The sequence below is a fragment of the Poritiphilus flavus genome (genome assembly GCF_009901585.1).
Taxonomy (GTDB): domain Bacteria; phylum Bacteroidota; class Bacteroidia; order Flavobacteriales; family Flavobacteriaceae; genus Poritiphilus; species Poritiphilus flavus.
Genome location: NZ_WXYO01000001.1, coordinates 454,757 through 481,084, shown reverse-complemented (window position 1 = coordinate 481,084; position 26,328 = coordinate 454,757). Strand labels below are relative to the sequence as shown.

General features: G+C 44.2%; 22 protein-coding genes and 1 tRNA gene. 12 read left to right on the top strand and 11 right to left on the bottom strand.

Translation table 11 applies throughout. The features are described from left to right. Window positions 1–5 precede the first annotated feature (5 nt). The 8 genes from GTQ38_RS01970 to GTQ38_RS01935 are packed head-to-tail and all read left to right on the top strand — an operon-like array spanning window position 6 to window position 7,631. Window positions 6–1,256, top strand: a complete 1,251-nt coding sequence (locus GTQ38_RS01970; RefSeq protein ID WP_161433541.1) for an amidohydrolase/deacetylase family metallohydrolase — start codon at window positions 6–8, stop codon at window positions 1,254–1,256. 12 nt (window positions 1,257–1,268) lie between these two features. Next, window positions 1,269–2,414 carry a bile acid:sodium symporter family protein gene (locus GTQ38_RS01965; RefSeq protein ID WP_161433540.1) on the top strand — a complete coding sequence of 382 codons (1,146 nt, stop codon included), beginning with the start codon at window positions 1,269–1,271 and terminating at the stop codon, window positions 2,412–2,414. Between the two features lie 17 nt (window positions 2,415–2,431). Further along, complete coding sequence (locus tag GTQ38_RS01960) at window positions 2,432–3,361, top strand: RraA family protein (RefSeq protein WP_238857749.1); 930 nt, start codon at window positions 2,432–2,434, stop codon at window positions 3,359–3,361. A 44-nt stretch (window positions 3,362–3,405) separates the two neighbouring features. Then, window positions 3,406–3,876, top strand: coding sequence for a RidA family protein (locus GTQ38_RS01955; protein WP_161433539.1), 471 nt, complete (start codon window positions 3,406–3,408; stop codon window positions 3,874–3,876). Window positions 3,877–3,886: 10 nt separating this feature from the next. Continuing rightward, window positions 3,887–5,107, top strand: a complete 1,221-nt coding sequence (locus tag GTQ38_RS01950; RefSeq protein ID WP_161433538.1) for an aminotransferase class V-fold PLP-dependent enzyme — start codon at window positions 3,887–3,889, stop codon at window positions 5,105–5,107. A gap of 12 nt (window positions 5,108–5,119) precedes the next feature. Then, window positions 5,120–5,686, top strand: coding sequence for a RidA family protein (locus GTQ38_RS01945; protein WP_161433537.1), 567 nt, complete (start codon window positions 5,120–5,122; stop codon window positions 5,684–5,686). A 39-nt stretch (window positions 5,687–5,725) separates the two neighbouring features. Then, window positions 5,726–7,291 (top strand): sulfatase family protein, encoded by a 1,566-nt coding sequence (locus tag GTQ38_RS01940; RefSeq protein WP_161433536.1) that lies wholly within the window; start codon window positions 5,726–5,728, stop codon window positions 7,289–7,291. 40 nt (window positions 7,292–7,331) lie between these two features. Then, window positions 7,332–7,631: a DUF1905 domain-containing protein gene (locus GTQ38_RS01935; protein ID WP_238857748.1), complete on the top strand. Its 300-nt coding sequence runs from the start codon at window positions 7,332–7,334 to the stop codon at window positions 7,629–7,631. Window positions 7,632–7,665: 34 nt separating this feature from the next. Here the strand turns inward: GTQ38_RS01935 and GTQ38_RS01930 are convergent, their stop codons facing one another. The 9 genes from GTQ38_RS01930 to GTQ38_RS01890 all read right to left on the bottom strand — a co-directional run bounded on the left by GTQ38_RS01930 (window position 7,666) and on the right by GTQ38_RS01890 (window position 22,622). Continuing rightward, window positions 7,666–9,057, bottom strand: coding sequence for an MGH1-like glycoside hydrolase domain-containing protein (locus GTQ38_RS01930; RefSeq protein ID WP_161433535.1), 1,392 nt, complete (start codon window positions 9,055–9,057; stop codon window positions 7,666–7,668). A 102-nt stretch (window positions 9,058–9,159) separates the two neighbouring features. Next, complete coding sequence (locus GTQ38_RS01925; RefSeq protein ID WP_238857747.1) at window positions 9,160–10,209, bottom strand: hypothetical protein; 1,050 nt, start codon at window positions 10,207–10,209, stop codon at window positions 9,160–9,162. After that, a complete protein-coding gene (locus GTQ38_RS01920; RefSeq protein ID WP_161433534.1) occupies window positions 10,193–13,546 on the bottom strand; it encodes a VCBS repeat-containing protein in 3,354 nt (1,117 codons plus the stop codon). Before GTQ38_RS01920 ends, GTQ38_RS01925 begins: the two co-directional genes overlap by 17 nt. Window positions 13,547–13,632: 86 nt before the next feature. Further along, entirely contained in the window at window positions 13,633–15,168 is a 1,536-nt protein-coding gene (locus tag GTQ38_RS01915) for a RagB/SusD family nutrient uptake outer membrane protein (protein ID WP_161433533.1), read from the bottom strand. 11 nt (window positions 15,169–15,179) lie between these two features. After that, window positions 15,180–18,629 (bottom strand): TonB-dependent receptor, encoded by a 3,450-nt coding sequence (locus GTQ38_RS01910; RefSeq protein ID WP_161433532.1) that lies wholly within the window; start codon window positions 18,627–18,629, stop codon window positions 15,180–15,182. A 151-nt stretch (window positions 18,630–18,780) separates the two neighbouring features. Beyond that, window positions 18,781–19,917 (bottom strand): FecR family protein, encoded by a 1,137-nt coding sequence (locus tag GTQ38_RS01905; protein ID WP_161433531.1) that lies wholly within the window; start codon window positions 19,915–19,917, stop codon window positions 18,781–18,783. Between the two features lie 134 nt (window positions 19,918–20,051). Then, the gene (locus tag GTQ38_RS01900; protein WP_161433530.1) at window positions 20,052–20,606 is read right to left on the bottom strand and encodes an RNA polymerase sigma factor; all 555 of its coding nucleotides are present in this window, start codon (window positions 20,604–20,606) and stop codon (window positions 20,052–20,054) included. A gap of 128 nt (window positions 20,607–20,734) precedes the next feature. Then, window positions 20,735–22,186, bottom strand: a complete 1,452-nt coding sequence (locus GTQ38_RS01895) for a glycoside hydrolase family 28 protein (RefSeq protein ID WP_161433529.1) — start codon at window positions 22,184–22,186, stop codon at window positions 20,735–20,737. Window positions 22,187–22,550: 364 nt separating this feature from the next. Further along, a tRNA-Arg gene (locus GTQ38_RS01890) sits at window positions 22,551–22,622 on the bottom strand. A gap of 108 nt (window positions 22,623–22,730) precedes the next feature. Between GTQ38_RS01890 and GTQ38_RS01885 the strand changes: the two genes are divergently transcribed. Beyond that, on the top strand, window positions 22,731–23,174 hold the full coding sequence (locus tag GTQ38_RS01885) for a molybdenum cofactor biosynthesis protein MoaE (RefSeq protein WP_161433528.1): 444 nt from the start codon (window positions 22,731–22,733) through the stop codon (window positions 23,172–23,174). A gap of 2 nt (window positions 23,175–23,176) precedes the next feature. Beyond that, window positions 23,177–23,611 (top strand): cyclic pyranopterin monophosphate synthase MoaC, encoded by a 435-nt coding sequence (gene moaC / locus GTQ38_RS01880; protein ID WP_161433527.1) that lies wholly within the window; start codon window positions 23,177–23,179, stop codon window positions 23,609–23,611. A gap of 6 nt (window positions 23,612–23,617) precedes the next feature. Here the strand turns inward: moaC and GTQ38_RS01875 are convergent, their stop codons facing one another. After that, a complete protein-coding gene (locus tag GTQ38_RS01875; protein ID WP_161433526.1) occupies window positions 23,618–24,319 on the bottom strand; it encodes a hypothetical protein in 702 nt (233 codons plus the stop codon). Window positions 24,320–24,496: 177 nt separating this feature from the next. Between GTQ38_RS01875 and GTQ38_RS01870 the strand changes: the two genes are divergently transcribed. Beyond that, complete coding sequence (locus tag GTQ38_RS01870) at window positions 24,497–24,793, top strand: hypothetical protein (protein WP_161433525.1); 297 nt, start codon at window positions 24,497–24,499, stop codon at window positions 24,791–24,793. Between the two features lie 8 nt (window positions 24,794–24,801). Here the strand turns inward: GTQ38_RS01870 and GTQ38_RS01865 are convergent, their stop codons facing one another. After that, entirely contained in the window at window positions 24,802–25,746 is a 945-nt protein-coding gene (locus tag GTQ38_RS01865; RefSeq protein WP_161433524.1) for an NAD-dependent epimerase/dehydratase family protein, read from the bottom strand. Between the two features lie 64 nt (window positions 25,747–25,810). Between GTQ38_RS01865 and GTQ38_RS01860 the strand changes: the two genes are divergently transcribed. Then, a complete protein-coding gene (locus GTQ38_RS01860; RefSeq protein ID WP_161433523.1) occupies window positions 25,811–26,305 on the top strand; it encodes a hypothetical protein in 495 nt (164 codons plus the stop codon). Window positions 26,306–26,328: the final 23 nt, after the last annotated feature.

The following is a 26,328-nucleotide window of genomic DNA, read 5'->3' as shown; positions in this document are numbered from 1 at the left end:
ACCGTATGAAAACTTTATTCAAAAAGAATCTGATAAACTTGTTGCTACCTCTTGTATTGGTAGGCGCGGTTCAGGCACAGGAATTCGACCTGCTTATCAAAGGAGGGCAGTTGATCGATGCCAGGAATAACATTAATTCCGTAAGAGATCTGGCTATAGCGGATGGAAAGATTGCTGCGGTAGAATCTGAAATTAATGCTAACAGGGCAAAAGTAGTAGTTAATGCTTCCGGACTTTTGGTTAGCCCTGGACTGATCGATATGCACAGCCATAATTTCTACGGAACGGTACCTTTTGCGTATTTAAGTAATAGCTTTAGCGCTTTACCCCCGGATGGGTTTACTTTTAGAAGCGGGGTAACCACTATTGTGGACGCAGGTGGAGCCGGTTGGAGAAACTTCAGAACTTTCAAATCCCAGGTTATTGACATGTCTAAAACCAGGGTTTTGGCTTTCCTTAATATCGTTGGACACGGTATGAAAGGTGGGGCAGTAGAACAAGACCAGTTGGATATGGAACCTAGGTTAACGGCCATGGTAGCCAAACAATTTCCCGGGGTTATCGTAGGCATAAAACTGGCACATTATCAAGGATATGATTGGACACCAACGGAGCGTACCGTTGAGGCTGGCCGTTTGGCTGAAGTACCGGTAATGATAGATTTTGGCGGAAGCGAACCGGAACTATCCATAGAAGAATTGTTTATGGAAAAGCTTCGTCCCGGTGATATATTTACTCATACCTATGCTAACGTCAAAGGCCGGCAGCCCGTGGTAGACGAAAAGGGAAAGGTCAAGGATTTTGTTTTTGAAGCCCAGAAAAGGGGCATTATATTCGATGTGGGCCATGGTGGAGGCAGTTTTGTCTTTTCCCAGGCTGTACCTGCCCTTAAACAAGCATTTAAACCTGATGTGATAAGTACGGACCTGCATACGGGAAGTATGAACAGCGGTATGAAAGATATTGTAAACGTAATGTCTAAATTCCTCAATATGGGTATGAGCCCGGAGGAAGTCATACATACCGCAACCTGGAAACCCGCCCAATACATAAAACGAACGGACCTGGGGCATCTTACGGTTGGTGCCGTGGCAGACGTTACCCTGCTCCGCCTGCGTGAGGGAGATTTTGGCTTTATTGATACAAGAGGAAAAAAGATGAACGGCAACATAAAACTTGAGTGCGAATTAACTATTAAAGGAGGGGAAGTAATGTGGGATCTCAACGGTATTTCCAAACCTTCCTGGAACGAATAAGCAATAGATCTTATGAGCGAGAACAAAACACAGACTAAACGCACTTACAAAGTATTCCTGGCAATTGCCGCGATCTGGTTGGTAACCGCCTTGGTTATCCTAATTATGGGGAAAGGGCAAATGGCCGGCCCGCCGCTGGTTTTCTTTTTTCTTTTCCTGGCCCTCGGAGTGAGGGGGTATCCAAAATTCAAGGGTTTTTCGTTTACCATCCTGATCTTTGCGGCGGTTACCGTTTCCATGTATTATCCTTCGTATTTTCAGAAGTTAGGAGATTTCGAGCTGAAATCGCTTATCATCCCCTTACTACAGATCATCATGTTTGGTATGGGTACGGCTATGAGCCTGAGGGATTTCATGGGGGTGGTTAAAATGCCCAAAGGGGTATTGGTAGGACTGATCTGCCAGTTCAGCATCATGCCTATACTGGGATTCTCCATAGCTTCATTATTTGGCTTTTCCCCGGAAATAGCCGCGGGTGTTGTGCTGGTTGGCTCTTCTCCAAGTGGATTGGCTTCAAATGTGATGGCCTACTTGGCTAAAGCCAACCTGGCCCTTTCAGTAACCTTAACGGCCGTAGCTACGGTCCTGGCCCCACTGATGACCCCATTTCTCATGGAGGTTTTCGCCGGACAGTTTGTTCCAATAGATTTTTGGGCGATGATGCTGAGTATCACCAAGATCGTGATCCTTCCTGTGATTGCCGGCCTGCTGTTTAACTACTTCTTTCACGGAAAGGCAAAATGGCTGGACAAGGCTATGCCCATAGTTTCTATGGCTGGTATTGCCTTTATCATTACCATTATCACTGCCGCCGGGAGGGATAGTCTGCTTTCCATAGGGATCTTCCTTATTCTTGCCGCCATACTGCACAACGCTGCAGGGTACTTTTTGGGGTATTGGAGTTGTAGGTTGCTGAAAATGAAAGAACAGGATTGTAGGACTATCGCTCTGGAAGTAGGTATGCAAAATAGTGGCCTGGCCTCAGGAATAGCCCTGGAAATGGGGAAGGTGGCTACTGTTGGGTTAGCACCGGCGGTTTTTGGACCATTGATGAACATTTCCGGATCTTCACTGGCCACCTGGTGGCGCGATAAGGACCCATCAGCAAAGAAGTCCAAGGCAGAAATAGAAATAGAAGAGTCAAAAATAACAACATAACTAATTATCTAAATCCTATGAAATACTATATTAAATCCATGATCTTCAGTTGTTTGCTGATAGGCGCTATCGCTGTGACATCTGCCCAGAGCCTATCCAGGGACCAGCTGGTTTTCCTTACCTCCCAATGGGAGGGTGAACGTTTTGAAGACGGAAGGCCCAAAGTTGCTGATGATATTCTGCAAAGGATGGAAAGCGTAACCATAGAAGAAGCCTGGGGTGTTTTGCGCAACGAAGGATATCACAACCAGTTTGAAGGAGGTTGGGAGTTATTGCACGACGACGTTCCCGTGGTGGGGAGGGCCCTTACAGTTCAATATATGCCCAACAGACCGGATGTTTCGGATCAGATCAAGAAAAAAGGTAAGGCAGAGGGTGAAATAGGTAGTCCGAATTCATGGCCCATTGACCGTCTGATAGAAGGCGATGTCTATGTGGCGGATGGCTTTGGAAAGATCGTTGATGGAACACTGATTGGCGATAACCTTGGGAATTCAATATATGCTAAATCCAAACGGGGCGTGATCTTTAATGCCTCCAGCAGGGATATGGAAGGACTGTCCGAGATAGAGGGTTTTAACGCTTATGTAAGAGGCTGGCATCCTTCTTTCCTTCAGGAAGTCATGTTGTTGAGTATCAACTCACCAATACGGATCGGTGCAGCTTCCGTGCTCCCGGGAGATATCGTGCTGGCAAAAAAAGAAGGCGTAATATTCGTGCCAGCTCATTTGGCAGAGAAGGTGGTGGTCACCTCCGAAGTAGTAAGGCTCAGGGACTTATTTGGGATTACAAAGCTAAAGGAGGGAAAGTATACTCCAGGACAGATAGACAGCAAATGGTCTGATGAGATCGAGAAGGATTTTTCACAGTGGTTGAAAGATCATATGGATGAGTTGCCTGTACCCAAGGCACAGATTGAAGAACTCTTAAAAAAGAGGACCTGGTAGAAGTACCGAAACAAAAATTCAGGAAATAACTTAATTGTACAATTATGGATCAAACAGTTGCTAGAAGATCTTCAATAAAAAAGATAGGAATGGCCTTTGCCGCTTTGTTCGGTATAGGCACGGCCCAGGCTATGGACCGAAGAAAAACGGCCGTAAAAGAGGTGGTAGGAACCATTTATGAGGACCAGGATATCCCGCTCTTTTCAGGTGCTGTTAAACATGGAAATACACTGTATATAGCGGGCAAAGGAGCCCATTTTGACGGAGATATCAAAGCGCACACGGATCATGTGCTCAAAGAGTTGGAAAAAGAATTGGTAAAGAACGGATCCTCTATGGAACAGGTACTAAAGGTAAATGTATATCTCGCAGACCTGGCAGATTATAAGAAGATGAACGAAGTATTCCGCGGGCGATTCGGAAAAAATCCTCCGGTACGCACAACCGTTGCTACCTATGGGGGAGTACCTGGAGATTCCCTGGTAGAGATGGACTGCATTGCAGCCGTGGATTAAAAGAAGAAAGATGTTAAGCAGAAGAAAAGTACTCAAAACGCTGTCCGGAGTTCCGCTTGTAGGCGGACTCATAGGGACAGGCTTACTGACACCACAGATATTAAAGGCCAATGCCGCGCCCCCAGCAGCCAGGAATTTTTTTAAGGAGTTAGGTCTAAGGACCTTTATCAATGCTGCCGGGACCTATACCTCCATGACAGGCTCGCTAATGCCGGATGAGGTTGTATCCGCCATTTCGTATGGTGCGACGGAATATGTAGATCTGGATCAGTTACACGATAAAGTTGGGGAACGGATCGCTGAATTATTGGAGTGCGAATACGCTACAGTATCTTCTGGCGCATTTGGTGCGATGACAATTGGTCTGGCCGGGGTAATTTGTGGTATGGATACAGAAAAGGTATCCCAATTGCCCAACACGGATGGCCTCAAAAATGAAGTCATCCTTCAGGAAGCCCATAATATTGGATACACCCATGCCCTGACCAATACAGGAGCTAAACTGGTCCGTATTAAAACGGCGAAAGAACTGGAAAAGGCTATCAACAAAAATACGGCCATGCTGTGGTTCCTCAACGCCAATACCGAGGAAGGAGAAATAAAATGGGAGGAATTTGTCGCTTTAGGGAAGAAGCACAACATCCCAACCTTTATAGACTGCGCGGCTGATGTACCCCCGGTAGAAAATCTGTTTAAGTTCACAAAAATGGGGTTCGATCTGGTGGCTTTTTCCGGAGGAAAAGGTATAAGAGGCCCTCAAAGTGCCGGATTGTTGCTTGGTAAACGCAAGTATATTGAAGCCGCCCGTCTGCACACACCTCCGAGGGGCACTACTATTGCCCGTGGAATGAAGGTGAATAAGGAAGAAGTCTTAGGTATGATGGTGGCGCTGGAGATGTATCTGCAGAAAGACCACAAGCAGGAATGGGAACTATGGGAAAACCAGATAAAACTCATCAGTGATAGTGCGCTTTCAGTAGTGGGCGTGGAAACTGAGATACACGTTCCGCCTCATGCCAACCATGTCCCTTCACTGAGAATAAAATGGGACCAAAACGCGGTAAAAATTAGTCCACCCGATGCCAGGAAAGCTCTGATGGACGGACATCCGGCGATTTCTACGGTAGGGAATGACGAAATGATCGGGATTACCACATGGATGATGGTTCCGGGTCAGGAAAGGATAGTCGCCCATCGGGTAAAAGAAGTTTTGCAGAATGCTACTAACTAAAACAATCTAACTATGAAAAATCTACTCTTAGGATTGCTCGCTATCACCTTATTTGCGTGTGGAAACGCTCAGGAAGACAAAAAAGATACCCAGGCAGGAGAAGCGGTAAGCCAGGATTACGATCCGGAAGCCAAACTTGCGGAATTGGGGATCTCCCTCAGTACGCCTTCGGCTCCTGTGGCGAATTATGTGAATGCGGTACGAACCGGAAACCTGATATTTCTGGCGGGAAAGGGGCCCACTCAGGCCAATGGCGAGAATATAACCGGAAAGCTGGGAGAGGATCTGACCATTGAGCAAGGCTATGAAGCCGCCCGGATCACAGGCATAAACCAGTTATCCGTATTAAAGGCGGAATTGGGTAACCTTAACAAGGTTAAGCGTATTGTAAAAGTACTGGGGATGGTCAATGCCAGCCCGGACTTCACAGATCACCCCAAAGTGGTCAACGGCTATTCAGATCTTATGGTAGCGGTTTTCGGGGAAAAGGGCAAGCACGCCAGAGCAGCCGTGGGTATGGGCTCGCTACCCAGTAATATCGCTGTGGAGATCGAGATGATCGTTGAGGTAGAGGATTAAGGGCAGGAGGATCAATAGTTCTGCTACAGTAGTAGTCCTATGAAAGTATATCTATTTCTTATCGGAATTGCTGCACTGCTTGCCGTAAGTGTTGGTTCAGAGAAAATACAGCAGCGAAACAGGCCTAATATCATTTATGTCCTGGCAGACGATTTGGGGTATGGGGATATTGCCGTGTTTAATGAGAACGGAAAGATCCCGACCCCTAACCTGGATCGTCTGGCTTCTGACGGTATGATCTTTACGGATGCGCATACCTCATCTGCCGTTTGTACACCAACCAGGTACGGTATTCTAACCGGAAGATACAACTGGAGAAGCAGGCTAAAATCCGGTGTACTTACCGGAAAATCCAAAGCCCTGATCCCTTCGAGCCGAAAAACTGTAGCCGCCGTTCTAAAAGAAAATAAATATGCGACCGCTTTTATCGGAAAATGGCATCTGGGATGGGATTGGGCTCAGAAAAAAGAAGGTGATTTTGGTGGAGAAGGCTGGAATCCTGAAGATTTTGGCAATATCGATTTCTCAAAACAGGTAAAAAATGGTCCGAATACTTTGGGTTTCGAATATTCCTACGGGCATAGCGGATCCCTGGATATGGCACCCTATGTTTATGTGGAAAACGGTATGCCAACACAGCTGCCGGATCGGGTTACAGTTGATAAGAATGCATATTCCTGGTGGAGAGAAGGGCCAACTGCCAGTGATTTTGTGCACGAGGATGTGACTCCCAACTTTTTCAGGAGATCATTCCAATACATCAGGGAAAGATCTAAGGATGGAAAACCATTTTTTTTATATCTCGCTCTTCCTTCACCCCATACCCCCATCCTGCCCACAACAGAGTGGCAAGGTAAGAGTGGACTCAATCCCTATGGGGATTTTGTGATGATGATCGATGCCTATATGGGCCAGTTGGAAAAAGTGATAAAGGAAGCCGGGATCGAAAAAAATACCCTGATCATATTTACCAGCGACAACGGTTGTTCCCCAGAGGCCAATTTTGATGTGCTGAAACAAAAAGGTCACCTTCCAGGATATAAATACCGAGGGCATAAGGCAGATATATTTGAGGGAGGGCACCGGGTTCCTTTTATTGCGAAGTGGCCAGAGGTCATTCAAAAAGGCAGAGTATCTGATGCGACAATTTGCACCACGGACCTGATGGCCAGCTGTGCCGAAATAGTCGGATATTCTTTGGCGGCCAATGAAGGGGAAGACAGCCATAGCCTGCTTCCCTTATTTAAAAATGAGCTTACGGATAAACCGACCAGAGAGGGCACTGTTCACCATTCCATTAATGGTAGTTTTGCCATAAGAAAAGGAGATTGGAAACTCATTATGTGCCCGGGATCTGGGGGTTGGAGTTTTCCTAAGCCTTCTGATACCACGGCCCTTGCTTCGCTGCCCAAATTTCAATTGTACAATCTTAAGGAGGATCCCGGCGAGATGAATAATCTATATGAGACAAAGACCGAAAAAGTTGGCGAGTTGAGATCGCTACTGGTAAAATATATTACTGAAGGCCGCAGTACCCCGGGGATATCCCAGACAAATGATCCAATCGATTTTATTTGGGAACAAACCGCATTTATCAATCCGTAAATCCTTAAGTTCCAAATCTACTGACCTGTTACTAATAGCAATGGATGCTAAGATCAAATATGAATTTACTACTAAAATGTGGCAACACGGCGAGCCGGGAGGCTGGCATTTTGTTTCGCTTCCCAAGATCATTTCTAAAGAGATCAGGGAAAATCTAAAATGGCAGGAAGAAGGCTGGGGAAGGATGAAAGCCATTGCTAAAATTGGGGATCTTCAATGGGATACGGCCATTTGGTTCGACACAAAAATGGATACTTATCTACTCCCCATAAAAGCCGAGATCAGGAAAAGATCAAAGCTGGAGGCCGATAAAACATTTGATATGAGTATTTGGATTTGATTTCAAACAAAAACTTTTGAATACCAAATTCAAATCAAAGTATGTATTCTTTATATACTGAAATCGGAATTAGGGCGGTCCACCCGCAAAAATCCTTCTTTGCCGGCATCCCATAGGAGATCAGATCTGGGGCGTAGTTTTCCCAAAAAGTTCCTGTGGCCTCAAATACGATGGCTACATTCTCATATACCCTGGCGGCCAATTCCCGCGCGAGGGAATCCTCCCCAACAGCCGTTAAGCCTTTAAGAACCATATATACCGTGGGTGCCCATACGCCTCCCAGCCAGTAATCTCCCCATCCCACATAATCAGGGTCCGCGGCAGACAGGGCAGGTAGAGGCGTTTTCCTGTAAAATTCATTGGGATCTTTAAGATGGCTGATAAATTTGGCCAGCCTGTCTTGAGGGACTACTTCCCCCAGCAATGCCCAATACATCCCGATATGTCGGCGTTTTATTTGCTTTCCAAAGCCAAGATCGTAGTAAAAACCATCTTCTTCATTCCAGCATTCCTCATTTAGGGCCGTTTTGACTTTAGCATGGAAGCTGTCGTAACCCTCAATATCTTCTTCCTTGCCGATTTTGGAGGCTATCTCCTTCAACTGCAAAGCGTACATGGCCATTTGAGCAGAAAAATCCACATAACGCCCCTGCCTGGTCCATACCCCGGTGACGGTGTTGGGGTATTCTGTAACGAAGAAATTTAGTTTCTCCTCATCTGAGGCGTTCATTTCGGCAAGTCTGTCTCCCAGTTCATGATGAGTCCAACCATTGCCTTCTGTGGGGGTCCAGTCGCGGGGAGATCTGGGGATATTGTCCATACCCAGCCCCATGGTATCCCCGTAAAAGAGGTTGTCTTCCATCATATAGCGATCTACGTGGAATTGGAAGTTCTTTTTCAAAGTGGGATAGACTTTTTTGAGGCGCTCAAGATCCGGTTTAACACCAAAGATCTCGAGCTCAGCAAAAGCTAAAACAGGAGGATTAATAGAAACAGGATGGTCCTTAGACCACAGGGCTTCTCCATTGGAACGGTACTCGCGGCAAATAAAACCGTCTTCCTCCATGCGATCATAAAAGTTATCCAGGGCCTGGTAAACAGGCAGCTCATCCATATGATATTTGCAAAAGCAACACATAAAACAGGAATCCCAAAGGAAAATGTTGTCATTGAATGCAGCATCGATAAATGGTTTTTTGAAGAACTCCTCAGAGTCTCCTCCCCGCACTTTGGATTTTGTGATTTCCAAAGCCTTGTCATACATTCTCTGAGACAACTCGGGAGAGATCTTAGTTGTCGTTAAAGCTGCACTTGAGTCCGGGTTTTGACCCTGCTTTTTTTCTGTAGGAGTACACGAACTTAGCCCGCCAATCCAGATCAGGCCTGTCGCAACCCCGATATTCTTGTTAAAATTTCTTCTATCCATGCTGAAAATATGTCGTTCAAAGAATCAGTCATATAAGATATAAAGAAAAACCGTTTTGGAAATGGTTTGATGAGGTAAATTAAAGACTTGGCACGCCTTGTTTTACGGCTCTTTCTGGAGATAAAAATTAAGATCACGCCAGGTATCCACATCAGGATAGCCATTGGTGCCGGGCTGCTGTTCCAGGCGCTGCTCAAATACTAACGGCAGTTTTGAAGATTGGAGGGCGTGGCTGTTTTTTTCATGGGTAATCGGGAAATTTACATCTGCCGGAACAGGAGGGAATACGCCCTTACCTTCTCTTCTTATACCATGGCCATTTTCGTAGCTTCCCTCGTAATTATTTGCCAGGGTAAAGCCCACATCTGAAGCCAGGGAATCTATCATCACCATGAATGCATAGGTTTTGTCGGGTTCAATGGTAACCCGCTTGTTCGTAGGAAAATTGAATCTAAGCAAACGGCCTTTCAACCTTTTGTCGTTGGGATCCACTTGAATATCGTCATTTTCAAAGCCGAAATCAGTCTTATCTGGAAACTTAAAGCCTCTGAAGACCTTTAAATGTTTATAAGTTTCTCCTATCATGTAATCGTCACGTTTTGCCGGAATTTCTCTTTGCTGTCTGTGATGTGGGAAACCGTGAAACGCTTTGGTGTCCCCATCGGATCCGTTTTCATGTATTTGCGGTTCACCAGTTACTTCCATGAACTGTATTGAAACTTTTTGACCATACATATTTTGCCTTACTACGTTTGTTCCGAATCCTGTACGGAGGATCAATGAGCTTATTTGGAAAGGTTTTTCCCCAAAATAAGTGAAAGTCTGGCCCAGATCTCTTTTTCTTTTTATATATGGAACCTCCGTGCTATCATTGATGAAATATCCGGCACCACCACTTTGATATGGTGATTCTCCTGACCATTTAAAGGCAAAATTAGAGTCGTTCTCAACCGAGGTGTTGCCGCCCTTGTCAAAATGGGGATAGCTTAAGACAATGTCAGTTAATTGCAGTGAATCCATTAATTCTAGTGATACCTCTTGCTTTCCCGGACTGTTGCACCTGCTAAAAGATCCGGACACCAAAAGACAACCGGATACCAAAAGGCCTTTTACGAGTGTTTTGAGCACTATTTTCTCAATTCTTGTTTGCATAATTCTTTTTGCTTTGGATGAGGGCTCTCGAAAAAACCTTTAGACTGTCATTACGGGTTGCCACAATGAACCAGTCCTGATTTCCATGATCCGACATTCCAGTGACTGTTTTTATGGACCGCGCCTCTTCCGGGACTTTAAACCCCGTTTGATGGACTGGATGGACTTCAAAATTGAAACCTCCGATTCCCATTAATACAATGCCATCTCCGGCATCATACCTGCCAGTTAGTACTTCGGTACCGAAAAAATTACCTACGCCTAGTATATCCAATAATCCATCATTATTCAAATCAACTATGGAAAAGTCAAACAAGGGAGTCACCTGTGCCAATTTTGGAAACGGATGAAACTTGAAATTACCATTTCCCATATTTTCAAAAATTCCGGAAGCCAAGGTTGTTAACTCCAGACTTATGGCACCATTTAATTCCTGCGATGTAAAAACCTCCGGGAAGGGCGTGTTACCATAGGTTTTATAATCGAACAAACGCTTTCTCAGTTCGGGGATCCGTTTGGTGAGTGTATTTCTGGGATGAAAAATGTATTCCTGACCAAAATTGTAATAGGTCATTATTGATTCTATTGATCCATTACCATCAAAGTCTTTCCCATAGATTCTTAAAGGTTCCTCTATTGATGCTTTGAATGGATTGTTCAGTCCCCAGTTCCCGGCAACTATATCAAGGTCTCCATCCTGATCTATATCAGCAGTTTTTATATAATTCCACCAGCCGCGATGTTCCGAAAGCCCATTCTTATTCACGTCAATTAGAAACTTTCCATCGCGATTTCGGAAAAGGGTTAAAGGCATCCATTCTCCGGCCAGGATCAAGTCATTCCATCCATCTTTATCAAAATCAGATAATGCAGCCGAGGTAATCATTCCTGGCCGCATTAAGTCGGGTGCGATCTTCCGCGTAACATCCGTAAACCTGCCTTTTCCGTCATTCTCTAAAAGATAAGAGCGTGGAGAATGTGGATAATTTTCCGGATCTACTCTGCCGCCGACGAAAAGGTCCATATCTCCGTCTCTGTCGTAATCCAGAGTAATTGGAGTGATTGTTATCTCGGAGATTTCGGGTATTGCTTCCAAATCAATCCAAAAATTACCCTTGCCATCATTGAGATACAAGTGATCCTGGAGTAATGTTTTGTTTTGATAATGCTCGGAGGAGCCGTTGGCACAATACAGGTCCAGGTCTCCATCCCCATCAGCATCGAAGAATGTGGCGCCTATAGTTTCAACAGACTTATCAATACTTCCGTTAAATATGATTTTTTCATTGAATCCCCGAATTTCAGATTGCGTCCAAATTTCCGAATTGAAATTTGCAGAACCCCCAATAAATAAGTCCGACTTTTGGTCTGAATTTACATCTGCCAGAACCATTATTGGTCCAAGCTTGTCATAGCTCCGGAAGTGCAGCGGCCAGTTTGTGAATTCATTGAATGTTGTTTCCTGATGCATATGAGCAAGCCTTGGATGGATTCTCTGAAAGGTTGGCTGGTTCCTTTCTGACTCGTTTTTGTATGTTGTTTTGGCGGCAGTATTCCAGTCAATATTAATCACCTGATTGATTTCCGGGTTGGTTATTCGAGATATTGATGAGTCTGGCCAATGAACTATAAGTGAATCGATTTGTTGGTCTGAAAAAAGACCAAAATGAAGCGTGGGTCCAACTGAAGAAAGATAACCTCGCTGCGGGTAATGCTCAGTAAGGATCTCCCGATTCTGGGTGTATACGACAACCCTCGAACCTAAGGAACGGTTGTCCGGCGTTAAATTTATCCCCAAATAGTTGGCACCAGGGGAAGTAGTATTTGATTCCTGTATCGTATTGTTTCTGAACAGAAAGGCAGCATCGTTGATATTATTGACCACCAGATCGAGGTCGCCGTCCTTATCAAGATCAGCATATGCGGCTCCATTTGAAAATGAGGGATAATCCAGACCAAAAGAGCTGGTAGCATTCTTAAAATTGTAGGCTTCCTTGTTTTCAAAAAGAACGTTGGGTTTTTTAACACCCTTCATACTGTTTAGTTGTTGAATTAGCTTTTTTCTTTTGGAATCTTTTGTGCCGAAAATGTTGGACTTATTGTAGTAGTCTACGAAGTCCAGATCTGTGATCTCCTTTACATAACCATTAGTAATATAGATATCCCTTAGCCCGTCATTGTCATAATCCGCAATTAAGGGTGCCCAACTCCAATCTGTAGCTGAAACATTGGTTAGATTTCCTATATCTCCGTAGGTGCCATCACCTTTGTTCAATTGCATCACATTGCGAACATATTGCTCTTGATAACCTTTGTTTAAGATGTTCCTGTAATTCTCAGAAGCCACATCGGGAAACATGGTTTTTTTGCGCAGATTATCTTCAGGCAGCATGTCTAAAACCATAATATCCAGATCTAGGTCATTGTCGATATCGGAAATATCCATGCCCATACTGTTGTGGCTTTGATGCCTGAGCCTGTTTTCTATGTCGTTAGTAAATGTTCCATCCTGATTATTAAGATAAAGGATATCATTGGAAAGAAAATCGTTCGCGACATAAATGTCCGGATAACCGTCGCCGTTAAAATCTGAGATCTGCACCCCCAGGCTCCATCCTTCAATTAGTATTCCTGCTTCCTTAGAAACATCTTTGAAAATTGGAATTCCGTCCTTAAGCCCCTCATTTCGGTAGAGCTTGTCTGTACTTTTCCCACTACCGTCTGTCCGTTGACCATGTGGCACGTTTTTTTGAACACTTTCGATTGCATTGTGAGCAATGAACATGTCCAAATCACCGTCTTTATCATAGTCTAACCAAGCCGCCTGAATGGCATATAATGAGTCTTTAAGACCCATTTGTTGTGCCATTTCTTCGAAAACGACCTTCCGACCGGGAACTGTTCTGTTGATAAAGAAATAGTTCGGACTCAGGCTCTTACCATCATTAGACCCGGTTGCGACGTGAATATCTGGTTTACCGTCCTGATTGATATCAATTACAGAAACACCTGTGCACCAGGCGGAGGTTGAAACATTTGCACTTTCAGTAGCATCCAGAAATCTGAGATCTCCTTGATTGATATACATACGACTGGATTTTAAATTCGCAGAAAAATACAGATCGGGTTTTCCATCTAAATTAAAGTCGCCGACTCCTATACCGCCACCATTGTAGAAGTAGTCGTAATCCATAATGTTCAGGCTGTCATTGCCAATTACTTCGTTATTAAAGAAAATACCGCTTTGCTTGGCGGCTACTAATTCAAAGACGGGCTTTGCCGGTTCGCTGCAGGCAATAAGGGATCCCAAAATTGATATTAGTAATAAAGACCTCATAACTTCAAAGGGATTGGGCATTGATGTAAAACCAATGCCCATCCGAATTAACTCAACTAACTCAAAAATAACTCTCTTTTGAAACTTTAATAGCCAGGGTTCTGATTCATGTTCGGGTTATCGATTACCTCACTTTCCGGCAAGGGAAAATTGACATTAAACTCTCGAAACTCGAAGGTGGGATCGGGAGAACTAAAATCCCAACTGGTTAGGTCAATCTCCCCCGCCAGGTGTCTTCTTCTTAGGTCGTACCATCTATGACCTTCTTCTGCTGCCAATTCAAGACGCCGTTCTAGAAAAATCATATCCAGGGCGGCCTCTGAAGTGGCTGGAACTGATAAATCTGCTGGTTCCGTGGATGGAGGTGGCAGAATACCCTGATCATCGGCTAAAACGGAATTGCGAGCTCTTGCACGAATTTGATTGACCAGGTTTGTAGCTTCTGCAAGACTACCTCCGGACCTTACAATGGCCTCGGCAGCCAGCAGCATTACATCCGCATAGCGTAAAATACGGGTATTGTTAACTGATAAATTAGAGGGATTACCACTTGCCACTAACTGGTCTGTACTGATGTACTTGAGCACGTTGGTGTTTTCTCCTGCCGTATCAAACGCCAGGGAGAGCCTTGGATCAGCCGGATCATAGGCATTTAATAGCGAGTTAGTGGCCAGATAGGTAACACCGGCTTCAAAACTTGTGGTATAATACCCGTAGTAGGCGTTGATTTCCCCGATAACGGGAAAGTCGTCTGTAGCTGTAGTAAGCCAGCCGTTGGTTTGCAGGACATTGTCGTCTGCTTGTAATTCGAACAATGACTCGCTATTATTTTCTATGGCTGCATCAAAATTGTCGCGGTAATTTGGCATAAGTGAGACTCCAGAAATTGCGTTGAAAACGTTGATCGCTTCGGTGAAATCAGCACTGTTGTTGCTTAGTGATCCTCTGAATACAAGGGATTTCACCAATAAGCCCCTTGCCGAGTTGCTGGTGGCCCTGCCCAGGTTTCCGTCGTCCCATGAGTCTGGCAGCAGTTGTGATGCGGTGCTTAAGTCTTCAATTGCCTGGTCCAGAAGTTCAGTGTCTGTTGAATTGGGAGGAAAGGCGTTCTCTAAATCCGTAATCCGTTCGTTGACCAATGGGGCTGTACCAAAGGTATTCCACAGCTTGTAATTGGCCCAGGACCTTAGAAATAAAGCCTCTCCGCGATGAATATCACGAAGGTCTGGTTCACGTTCATAGGCGAAATCACCATTCTCCTCAATTTTTTGGAGAATTACATTGGCTCTGGCGATCATATCGTAAGCATACTGATAGATATTGGAAAGCGTTCCGTTATTTCCATCCAATCCTACAAAATTTTCAAAAGGGCCGCTTCCAGTTCTGGTAAGGTCGTCCGAAGGGAGTAGATCTACCCTGTGTACAAACTGCTGTACATTCCACTTATAAAAGAATCCAAGCCTTTGATAGACGCCAAAGACTGCTTCGGTCATTTGTTCTTCATTTTGGTAGTAGCCAGCTTCTGTAAATCCGATGGGATCCAAATTGACTGTTTCCTCATTACAGCTCATAGGTAAAGCCAGTACCATTAAAAACGCTATTATTAAATATATTCTTTTCATTTTGCTTTTTTTTAAAATCCAATATTCAATCCCATGGTATAGGTAAATGGTGTAGTGTCATTCTCAGGGTCCAGTCCGGAGTATGGTGTAATGACGAATACATTGGAAAGTGTTGTGTAAAGTCGGATGTTGGTGGCTCTCAATCTCTCTGTTATTTTGGGGCCGAAGGTATAGCCGAATTGCAGGTTTTGTAATCTAAAAAAATCTGCATCCTCTACCCATCTATTTGAAAATCTGTTATTTCCGGATGGGTCACCCGCAATTAATCGAGGATAAACATTGGAACCGTTTTCCGGGGTCCAATAATTTAGAATTTCTCTTAAATAATTGCTATCCCCAGGATCAGCCATTGAAAGTCCCTGCTGTCTGGCTTCATTGATCCGCTGCACATCTCCAACTCCCCTGAATATCAAGCCAAGATCAAATCCTTTGTAGTCAAGATTAAAGTTTAACCCATAAAAATATCCGGGGATTGTTTTTCCCAGATAAGTTCGGTCCAGTCCATTGATGACTCCATCCGCACCCAGGCTCCTGTATGCGAATTCTCCGTCAGCTGCTGTTGGATCCCCATAAATATCCCTAAACCTGAAATCACCAGGGGCAAGTTGGGCATCATTGCCGGGGTCTGTTACCTGACTGAGATAGGCATCTACTTCCGCTTGAGATTGAAAAATTCCATCGGTCTGATACCCATAGATGTATCCTATTGGAAAGCCTTCTTCTATCCTCGCTTCCTGACTACCTTGCGGTCTGTCGTTGAATAATTCAGTAACCACATTATCCACTGTAGTGAAGTTTAGACCCGCGCTAAAACCAAGGTGACCAAATTTGTCGTTATAGGAGAGGTCAATCTCAATACCCTTATTCTCAACAGTGGCCAGATTGACGACGGGAGCCGTCTGAGCCCCGATCACATCCGGAATATCGATTTCCTGCAGAATGTCTTCAGTTTCCCTAAAATAATATTCGGCGGTTAGGCTTAATTTGTTGAAAAGCGTAGCGTCAAAACCGATATTGGTGGTCGTTACAGTTTCCCAGGTGGTATCTATGATTGGAAAATCGCTTAGGGCGGACCCAGAGTTTATATTTCCGTCTGATGTGGGATACGATGGGTTCCTGTTAACCAAAGAAGCATAAGCAAAATCCCGGGTCTCCTGGTTCCCTGTTTGGCCCCATCCGGCCCGAAACTTGAGATCGTTTAGCCAGGAGGCCCCTTCCATAAATTTCTCAGAAGAAAGGCGCCATGCAACCGCTACAGCAGGGAAATTCCCCCATTTATATCCCTCGGCGAATTTAGAAGAGCCGTCCCTTCTGATCGTACCGTCTAAATAGTATTTCCCATTATAATTATAGCTCAATCTTGCCAGATAACCCAGAAGTCCGGATTCGTTTCTACTCAATAAGGAATTTTTATTGTCATTAGAAAGTGCCTCATCGACTATTCTTTGGTCATAGCTGGCAATACCTGTATCTACGGCCTCTACGGTAAGAATATCCCAGGTGGCCCTTTGATCCATAGCGTTCAGGGTGAGATCAAAATTATGGTCGCCAAAGCTTTTGGTGTAGCCTATTAACAATTCTTTGGTCAGGTTGAAATTGGAGGTTTCCCTACGCTGAACTACGGTACCATCTGAACCTAATTCCCCTGTTCTGTATAAGCCACCTTCAGCAAGTCTAAACTGATCTCTTCTATTGGTGAAGTAGTCCACGCTTAGAGTACCCCTAATTCTAAACCCGGGAAAAGGACGGATCTCGGCATAGGCAGAACCTAGATTTCTCACCAATGTGGATTCTTGTTGCCAAAACTGTGCATACCCAAAGTAGTTAGCGTTAGTAGCTGGCCCATAACCGTCTCCCTCAAATTCCCCATTGTATTCCCGCCCAATCTCCGCGAAGCCGGAAACATTGGCGGGATCAAAAATGGGTTGCCAGGGTGCCGTATAGGTTAATCTTCGGAACATATTACTTTGAAAGACCTGCTCATCCGGTGATTCCGTTACAGCAAGTCGGTAAGATTGACCTACGGATAACCAATCCGTAACACGGTGGTCAGTATTGACACTAAAGGAATAGCGTTCGAAGGAAGTGTCAAACAAAACATCTTCCTGACTGGTATAACCGGCGCTAACCGCAAAATTACTGCTGTCATTTCCACCGGTTACGGAAACGTTATAGTCTTGTTGTACCGCGGTATTCCGCACTCCCTGATCTACCCAATCAAATGTTGGGGAATTACCGAGATATTCAGGTGAACCGGGATCAAAAAGGACTCCGTAATCCTCATCATCCCTGGAGTCCGTAATGCTATTGTTCCAGGCCAGGTTTGAAATATCAGCATATTCCCGGGAATTCAAGGTTTCATAACGCTTGTCAAGAGTGCTGATGCCAAAACGCTGGGAAAATGTGATATTGGTCTTGCCTTTCCTGCCGCGTTTCGTTTCAATAAGAATAACCCCATTGGAAGCTCTTACACCATATATAGCGGTGGCGGAGGCATCCTTCAATACCGTGATGGATTCGATGTCATTCGGATTGATCAGATTAAGAATATTGACAGCCCCTCTATTGTCTCTTTCCCGGGTGCCGCTTGGTGCCGCCGCACCTCCTTCAATTACCGGAACTCCGTCAATGACGTAAAGTGGATCGTTAAAGCCGAGAGTGGAAATTCCTCGAATACGCACTTCCGGTCTGCTGTTGGGATTGGATCCGGGATTGGATATGAATACACCAGGTAACCGACCCTGGATGGCAAATTCGGCACTTGGCAATACCTGTTGGGTCAAGTCTTCGGAGTTTATTGTTGATACCGCTCCGGTCAGGTCTTTTTTCCTTCTTGAACCATACCCAATTACCACAACTTCATCAAGGCCCTGGCTATCTTCCTGCATAACTACATCTATAGTGTTTCGCCCATCCACAGCGATCTCCTGGGATTCATAACCCAGGTAACTAAATACCAGTACAGGATTTTCGCCTTGAAGCCTTATCTCATATTCGCCGTCAAAATTGGTCGCAATGCCATTTGTAGTTCCTTTTTCAATAATATTTACACCGGCAATAGGAATCCTGGAATTATCGTAGACCACCCCGGATACTGTAAAATCCTGTTCGTTCTTGTCTTCAGTTTCAGTTTCCTGATCAGGTACTGTCTCTGCCAGTTGTTGGGCAGCCTTTAGAACTATTTGGTTCTTCACCACGCTGTAGGTTATGGGTATTCCCACAAACAAATCGTCTAATATTTCGAAAATAGTTTCGCGATTTGCATCGATGCTAACTCTGCGGTCAACATCAATCTTATCGACAGAGTAGAAAAATTTAAACTTACTTTCCGATTCAATGGCAGTGAGCACAGATTCAAGCGGTACATTGTTCATTGAAATAGACATCTTTTTACGCTGGGCATATGAGTTAGCGTGGACGTTAACAAGCATGGCGATAAAGAAAAGTATCGAGAGTTTCATCTTTCGGTTCTTTATCAGGATATTCCGTAGAAACCTGATGAGAAAGGCATTTTTTTCCATATTTTTATGGGATTTTAGTTTGGTTATACAAGACTGACTTAAATCGATTTAAAGGCCGGATGTTGCCGCATCCGTCCTTTTTTTATTCATATTAATTGGGTTTTAGAATTACTATCCGATTGTTTTCTATGGAATAGTCAAAATTTGCTGATTCCTTGAAGGTGTCCATAAGGTCAATAATGGTCTCATCGTCAAACCGTCCGCGATATCTTGTAGCGTTCAACGCTTCAAAGCGGTTTTCAATTTGCACGTTGTATTTTCGTTCTATCTTTCGGCTTATCGATTCAAAATCTTCATTATTAAAGAAGAGTTGACCGTTCATCCAACCGATGTAGTCGTCGGTATTCACTTCAGAAATCGAGAAAGAATCGATGTCGGCTACAGCTTTTTGGCCAGGTACAATTTTGACCGGAGACATATCCCGATCCTCCGAACTCAGTTCCACACTACCTTCAACAAGCACCACATGTGTTGGCACTTCATTGTAGGCATTGACGACAAAGCTCGTGCCTAATACACTTACTCCTACCTGATCTGTATTTACGATAAAAGGACGTTTGCTATCTTGTGCTACTTCAAAGTATGCTTCGCCATATAAGTAGACCTCGCGTTTTCTACCAGGCATAAATTGTACAGGGAACTTAAGATTACTGCCAGCATTAAGAAATACTTTGCTACCATCAGAAAGCTCTACCCTAAAAGTCTTACCGTGAGGCACTATAATTTCATTCATCACCAATCGTCCTAAATTCTGATCAGAATCATATGTTAAGCGCGTACCACTTTGTTTTGCAATGCCTTTGCCGTCAACCGAAACTATCTCCTGACGTCCCATTTCATTCAATTCCTGAGTACCAGTTTCTGTTTTTAAAAGGACTGATTCCACATTAATTTCCAGCACATTATTTACTGCTTGCGGGATCTCTTGCCTGGAATTGAAGGAGTTGTAAAAGAAGAATGTTGTGCCGGCGATAGCCAGGAATACCGCGGCATATTTCAAAACAGGCCACATATATGTCCTCTTAGGCTTTGACGCAGGTTCTTGTTGCATAAGCCGCTTCCAAACCCGGTCTTTAGAACCGGACAGGGTATCAGACATATCCAATTGATGAGTTGCACCTTTATCCTGGTATGATTCAAGGAACTTCTCCAGGAGGAGGATTTCCTCTTCAGTGCATGAACCTTCGATATATTTTTGGAATAAAACCTGTATTTCCTCCCTGTCCATTTATTAATAATTAATCGGGTAATGCCCCTGTCTAATTATTCTAGTAACTAAATGCGGCTGGAGGTACACCTTCCTCCATGGAAAATTCAAAAAAAGTCAGTGGATAGACCTGTTTCCAAGTCTTGTAAGTGGAATTAGGAAGCAGCAATCAGTTCCTTTTGGGTGAGTACTTCTCTGATGACCCCTATGGCTTTTGAGATTTGGTTCTTAACGGCCTGTATTGAAATGTCGAGGTCAGCAGCAATCTCTTTGTGGGATTTATTGTGGTATCTGCTCAGGATAAAGATCTCTTTACATCTGTTAGGAAGCTTACCAATACAGGCGCTGATAATTTTCTCGAGCTCCTCGTATTCCAGATCCTTGGAAATATTTATGGACAGGTCTATTATATTAATACGGCCGATGTCTTCTTGTGAGAGTTTATTGCTTCTAAAATGATTGAATATTTGATATTTAATTGCCTGGAAAAGATAGGAACGAAGATTCTTGATTTCTAGCTGACTTCGTTTTTTCCATAAATCAGCAAAGATATTGTGAACCATATCTTCGACAACTTCGCGCTTTCTAAGAATGTTTATTCCGTAGCGCAATAAATCTTCTGCGTAGGTATTATAGATCTCTTCAAACGCACGATTGTCTCCCTTGCGCAATTTATCAAGAAGCTCTACTGATTTATTGATATGGTGCAATGTCTTTACGATTTGTAAATACTAAAATATTAAAATTTCAAAAACAATCAACAACTTTTCTAGATAGTCCTCAATGTATTGGCGTCAGTGTTGTGAATTTGATAATGAAAGATTGATTTTGGATAATATCATTTATGGAATACCACCTCATTAGAGGAAAACATTTGAATATCTTTTAGGCCAATTAGATCTTTATCATCAAAAACTTGAGATGCATAAAAGAAGTTGACATCTTCTAAATAAATTGGCGGCCGGGGATCTCCTTTGGCAGGAACAAGGGAAACGTTGTTTAGATAAATATTGCGCGCATGCCGTAAATAGAGTCCATAACTCGGTAAGTCTACACCGAACATCATCGGATTCGGGTATCCCCTGTCATTTTCAGGAACTTTCTCAGCTGCTTTGGCCTTAGTGCTGGCACGACCGTAAGACAAACGAACGTTATCGAATGAGATACCCTCTACATCATGACCAGGATAACCCGAAATATTAGCTGCAATAGGGCCACTTCGCGAAGCAGTAATATTTGAAAAAGAAATATTTCGTATCGTGCCCGGACTTATTTTTACATCGGCATATTCCTGATGGGTCACTTTGTGCCGTTGGTTTAATCTGATAAATATTGGTGCAAGCGTACCGTCAATGGTCACATTGGAGAAAGTCAAATCTTCAATGTCTGCTCCGTCAACGCTCATAATTCCAATTCCTGTAATTCCTTCAGCTACTTGTAAATTATGAATGATCTTTTCAGCTCGGGTAGGTCTGATTACAATATTAGAGGCCGTAATTCTTTTAAAAAAGCCAAAAGATCCGGTTCCAAACTTTAGCGCCGAGGCTGTGGAACTTAGGATACAGTTATTGATCACAACTTCTGCGGTGCCAAAAGGCGCCTCTGTTTTTAAGCACAAAGCGTCGTCTGAACTATCGATTACGCAATTGGATATGACAACCCTGTGGCAATCAACAATATCGATACCATCATTATTGGTATTGGCATGATTATAAATGTCGACACCATCTATTCGGATATCGGTGCACAAGTAGAAACGGATCATCCAAAACGCGGAATTTCGAAGGTGTAGATTTTGAATCAAAATGTTTGTACTGTTTCGGAAGTAGATCCCGTAAGGTCGTTTTGCCCCGTTTTCCTCCATCATCGGAAACGCATGGTGCTTATCTCCATTCGGGTAGATGGTTCCGTTACCCGAAAGGACTACATTCTCTACATTATCTCCCCAGATAAAAACGCGCCGGCTCATGGTGTAGCCACCCTTCTGACTCAGGTCTGCACCTGATTGAATCTCGGGGTAACGAGCGAGCTCGGGAATGGCCTTCCATGTGGCTCCTTGCTGTAGTTCTATTTCAAGATTACTTCGTAACCATATCATACCGGTCAGATACTGACCTTCTGAGAAAATAAGCTTTTTATGTCTTGCGGATGCCGAGTCTATTGCGGTCTGAATGGCCTGGGTATCATCAGTAAAACCATCACCCTTCGCTCCAAAATCCTTTACATCAATGTGCTGGGCATGAATGCAATGCGCTACAAGAAATAGAAAGAGACTTGTTCTGATCTTCACTTTTTGAGTTTAGTAGTTCATAAACTAAGTACCACTTCTTTCTGATTGGTACACATTTGCAGATGCCTGCATAAGTTTTGCCGTATCGCGACTCGTAAAAAATTACAGATTCAGAGGCTGTTTTTGCATATTTTATGCTTTATATTATGGAATTAGGAGGCAAAAGCCGATGCTCAATTGGAGAGGAAGTTAGCTGGTTGGCGCCACTATTATTTCTCCAGGGGGCCGCCTGGGATCAAATCTTTAATTGAGGAAACCTGCCTGCCGTGGTAGCCTTGGCAAGAATCCCATGGCTGCGCCTGGAGCAGCTTCGATTTATAGCGGCGCTTTCCAAATGCTTCGCATTTGTTGCGAGTCTACTTCGTAGCCCCGGCAAGAATCGAACTTGCATCTAAAGTTTAGGAAACTTCTATTCTATCCATTGAACTACGGGGCCAAATAGGTCTGCGAATTTATGAATACTTTTTCAAAAGCTTTTCACCTAATTCGGGATATTTTCTGCTTTTCCAAAACTTTGATACCTTAGCTTTAAAGGATTTTACCGATGGAAACTGAGAAGACCGATCAACTGTTTATTCCAGGTGCTATTGCCCCGGACCTTATTGCACGGTCCATAAGCCGGCATCAGGCAATGACGGGAACAGGTGCGCAGGATATATTTCTTGGGCAGGTGAGGGCCGATGTGATCGATGGAAAGACCGTCGCGGCCATAGAATACACCGCTTACGAAAGTATGGCTCTGACAAAATTTGAAGAGATCCGCGACAAAGCCCTGCAGCAATACGAGTTGAGCGGAGTGGAAATATTCCACAGCCTGGGGGAAGTTAAAGTTGGGGAGATATGTTTGTTCGTCCTGGTTTCATCCCCTCATCGCAGGGCCGCTTTTGACGGCCTGCATTATGTGGTTGAAGAGATCAAAGCCCAGGTTCCGGTCTTTGGCAAAGAAAGATTTGCAGACGATTCCTATCAGTGGAAAGTTAATACCTGAATATGGTAGATATTACCGAAAAAAAGATAAGCCTGCGTACCGCGGTAGCCCAGGCTATTGTGCTGGTAAGCAGCGAGGATACCATCCAGGCCATAAGGCAAAACAAAGTTCCTAAAGGCGACGTATTTGAAATGAGCAGGGCCGCAGGCCTGTTGGGAGTAAAAAAGACGGCAGACCTCCTTCCGGACTGCCATCCCTTACCGATTGAATACACCAATATTACTTACGAAATTAACGGATTGGAGATCCAGGTGTTGATCACAGTAAAAACAAACTATAAGACCGGGGTAGAGGTGGAAGCCATGCACGGAGCGAGCATCGTGGCTCTTAATCTTTACGATATGCTCAAACCTATAGACAAAGGCATAGAGATCCAAAGGATCAGACTGCTAAAGAAGACGGGAGGGAAATCAGACATTAATGTAGACCCCAGCTAAGGATTATTATCGCCTGGCCCAGATCTCGTACATAGGCTCCCCCTTACTGTTATTGCCCTTGTGATGCCAGTCTTTGCCCTCTATCTCATAATCAAAACTGAGTTTGGCCCCTACGCGGGAATCATCCCTGGAAAAGAATCCGATATTTTCAATGTATTTCCCCTGATCTGAAGTAAAGAGCCCTCCACCAGTCCCGGAAAATTTAAAGGTCTCCGTGTGATAGGCAATCCATTGAAAATGCCCGTCCAAAAGGAATTTAAGTGTTTTTCTCGGCTTGGAATCGTCCCTTCTTTCCTGCCCGGTATCCGGTCCGCGGGTCCCGAAAAGCCATTGGCCGTCCAGATCCTGCTTGTTGGAGGGCTGCTTTACATAAGTAAGCCCGTCTATGATCAGCCCATCGTCTGAGTTTTTGTAGGCCAGGGACATCTTTCTAAGGCCGTCTGCCTCGTAATCCGAATTAAACTCCAGCGCAACATTGATCTTTTCTCCTTCAAGGGTGTAATAACCGCCACTGGTCTTGATAAAGTTAGCCGGCGAGCTCTCGTAGACCGTATGGATCAAATAGTTATCCGTTACTTTTAACTCTTTGATCGTAGCTGCGGCTTCACCTTGTTTGCCAGCGATATAAACCCCGGGGCTGATCTGAGCCTGAGCGAAATATGCGATGGTAAGTGCTAAAATCGGGATGAATTTCTTTAAAATCTTCATTTCAACTATTTGATTGTCAATATATAATTATAAATATAGTCCATAAATTGCAATAATCTCCCGCCTCACTTGTAAGGCCGGACAAAATTCTTTTACTTTAAAATACAAAATCCGCATATACGAATAAATATATTTCTCTTTTACTGTTTTCATCCTTAACGCCCAACCTTTTTGAGCATGGACAACCTAAAAAGAGCCATAGTGGATTACAAAAAACTCACACCGGAAGTTCTGAAACTTTTGGTGGAGCGATATCCTGATGGGTATGACGATGATGACATTATAACCTTTAAAAATGCTAAAGGAGAACGGATAGAGGCCGTTGAAGTCACTACTGTGCATACCAAATACCTCGTTAAGATCAGTGCTAAACTGGAAGTGACCATGGCCAATTTTGATCAGGAAGATTTTGCCGAACTTCCAGACGAAGAGGCTGAAGCATTAAAGGATCTGGATCAGAGAGAGGAGGAATAGAACTTAATTCAAACACCCTTCAGGTTTTCCAACATAACCTTTGTGGTCTTTTCAAGATCGAATTCGGGCTTCCAGCCCCAGTCCTCCCTTGCCCTACTGTCGTCAATACTTCTAGGCCAGCTATCCGCGATTGCCTGTCTGAAATCCGGTTCGTAGCTGATCTTGAACTCCGGTAGCTGTTGCCGGATGCTTGCGGCTATTTCCGAAGGAGTAAAGCTCATGGCCGCTAAGTTGTATGAAGAACGAACCGTTAGTGAGTCTGACGGACTTTTCATCAGCGAAATTGTAGCTCTTATCGCATCCTCCATATACATCATCGGTAGTTCGGTATCCTCTTTGAGAAAGCAATTGTAGCTGCCGCTGGCAACGGCTTCCCGGTAGATCTCTACCGCATAGTCTGTGGTTCCCCCACCGGGGAGTGTTTTCCAGCTGATAAGTCCCGGATAACGCACACTGCGCACATCTACACCGAATTTTTTGTGATAATAGGCGCACCAACGTTCTCCTGCCTGTTTGCTGATACCGTATACGGTGCTGGGTTCCATCAGGCTGTGCTGAGGCGTATTTTCTTTTGGGGTGTTGGGTCCAAAAACAGCGATACTGGATGGCCAGAAAACTTTGTCGATCTTTCCTTCCTTAGCCAGGTTCAGTACGTTAAAGAGAGAGTTCATATTCAGGTTCCAGGCCCGCTCGGGAAACTTCTCCGCAGTGGCGCTCAACATGGCCGCCATAAGGTATATTTCCTCCACTTCATAATGCATCACCACATCCTCAATGGCCTCATAAGCGGTTGCATCCAGAAGTTCAAAAGGGCCTGAAGACATCAGGTTATCGCCCCCTTCACGGATGTCACTCGCCACAATTCGTTCGTTCCCGTGCAGCTCCCTCAAAGCAAGCGTAAGTTCAGTGCCTATTTGTCCGCAGGCCCCTAAGATCAGGATGGTTCTTTGCATTAAAATGTCGTTAAATGGATTCGCGGGTAAAGATAGCTTTTATTAAAATTTGTACATTCGCCCAATGCGTAAATTATTCTTCATAAGCGCAATTGCTATCTGCCTGCTGAATTGCAGGCAAGGAGGGATCGAGGGGGAAACGATAGTGGATCCAAACCTGGAATTCAGCGGCTCCGCGCTGACCAAAAGAACCACGATTAATGCCAAAGCCAGGGTCCTGCTCAAAGACTGGCCGGAGTTCAATGAGTTGGAAGCGGGTTTTGATGCCCTTTATCAAGTAGAAAATAACGAGGAGTTGGTACTCTCTATTGAAGACCTGCTCGAAAAACAAAATGCCCTGGCCGCTTCTCAGTTTCCTGAGAGCTTTGACATACCACAGGTCAGGAGCAGGTTAAAGGTGTTAAAGACCTTTATCCTGAAGATGAAAGCCGCCGCCGAGTATCGCATAGCGGTACAGGAACCAGCGCTGGAACTGATCAGTGCCTATAATGCGCTTAGTGATCAATTCAATGTGGTGGTGAATAGCCAGTTGGATACTGAACTTATTTTTGAGGATTAAGTAGTTTTTAAGGGTTTTGTCCG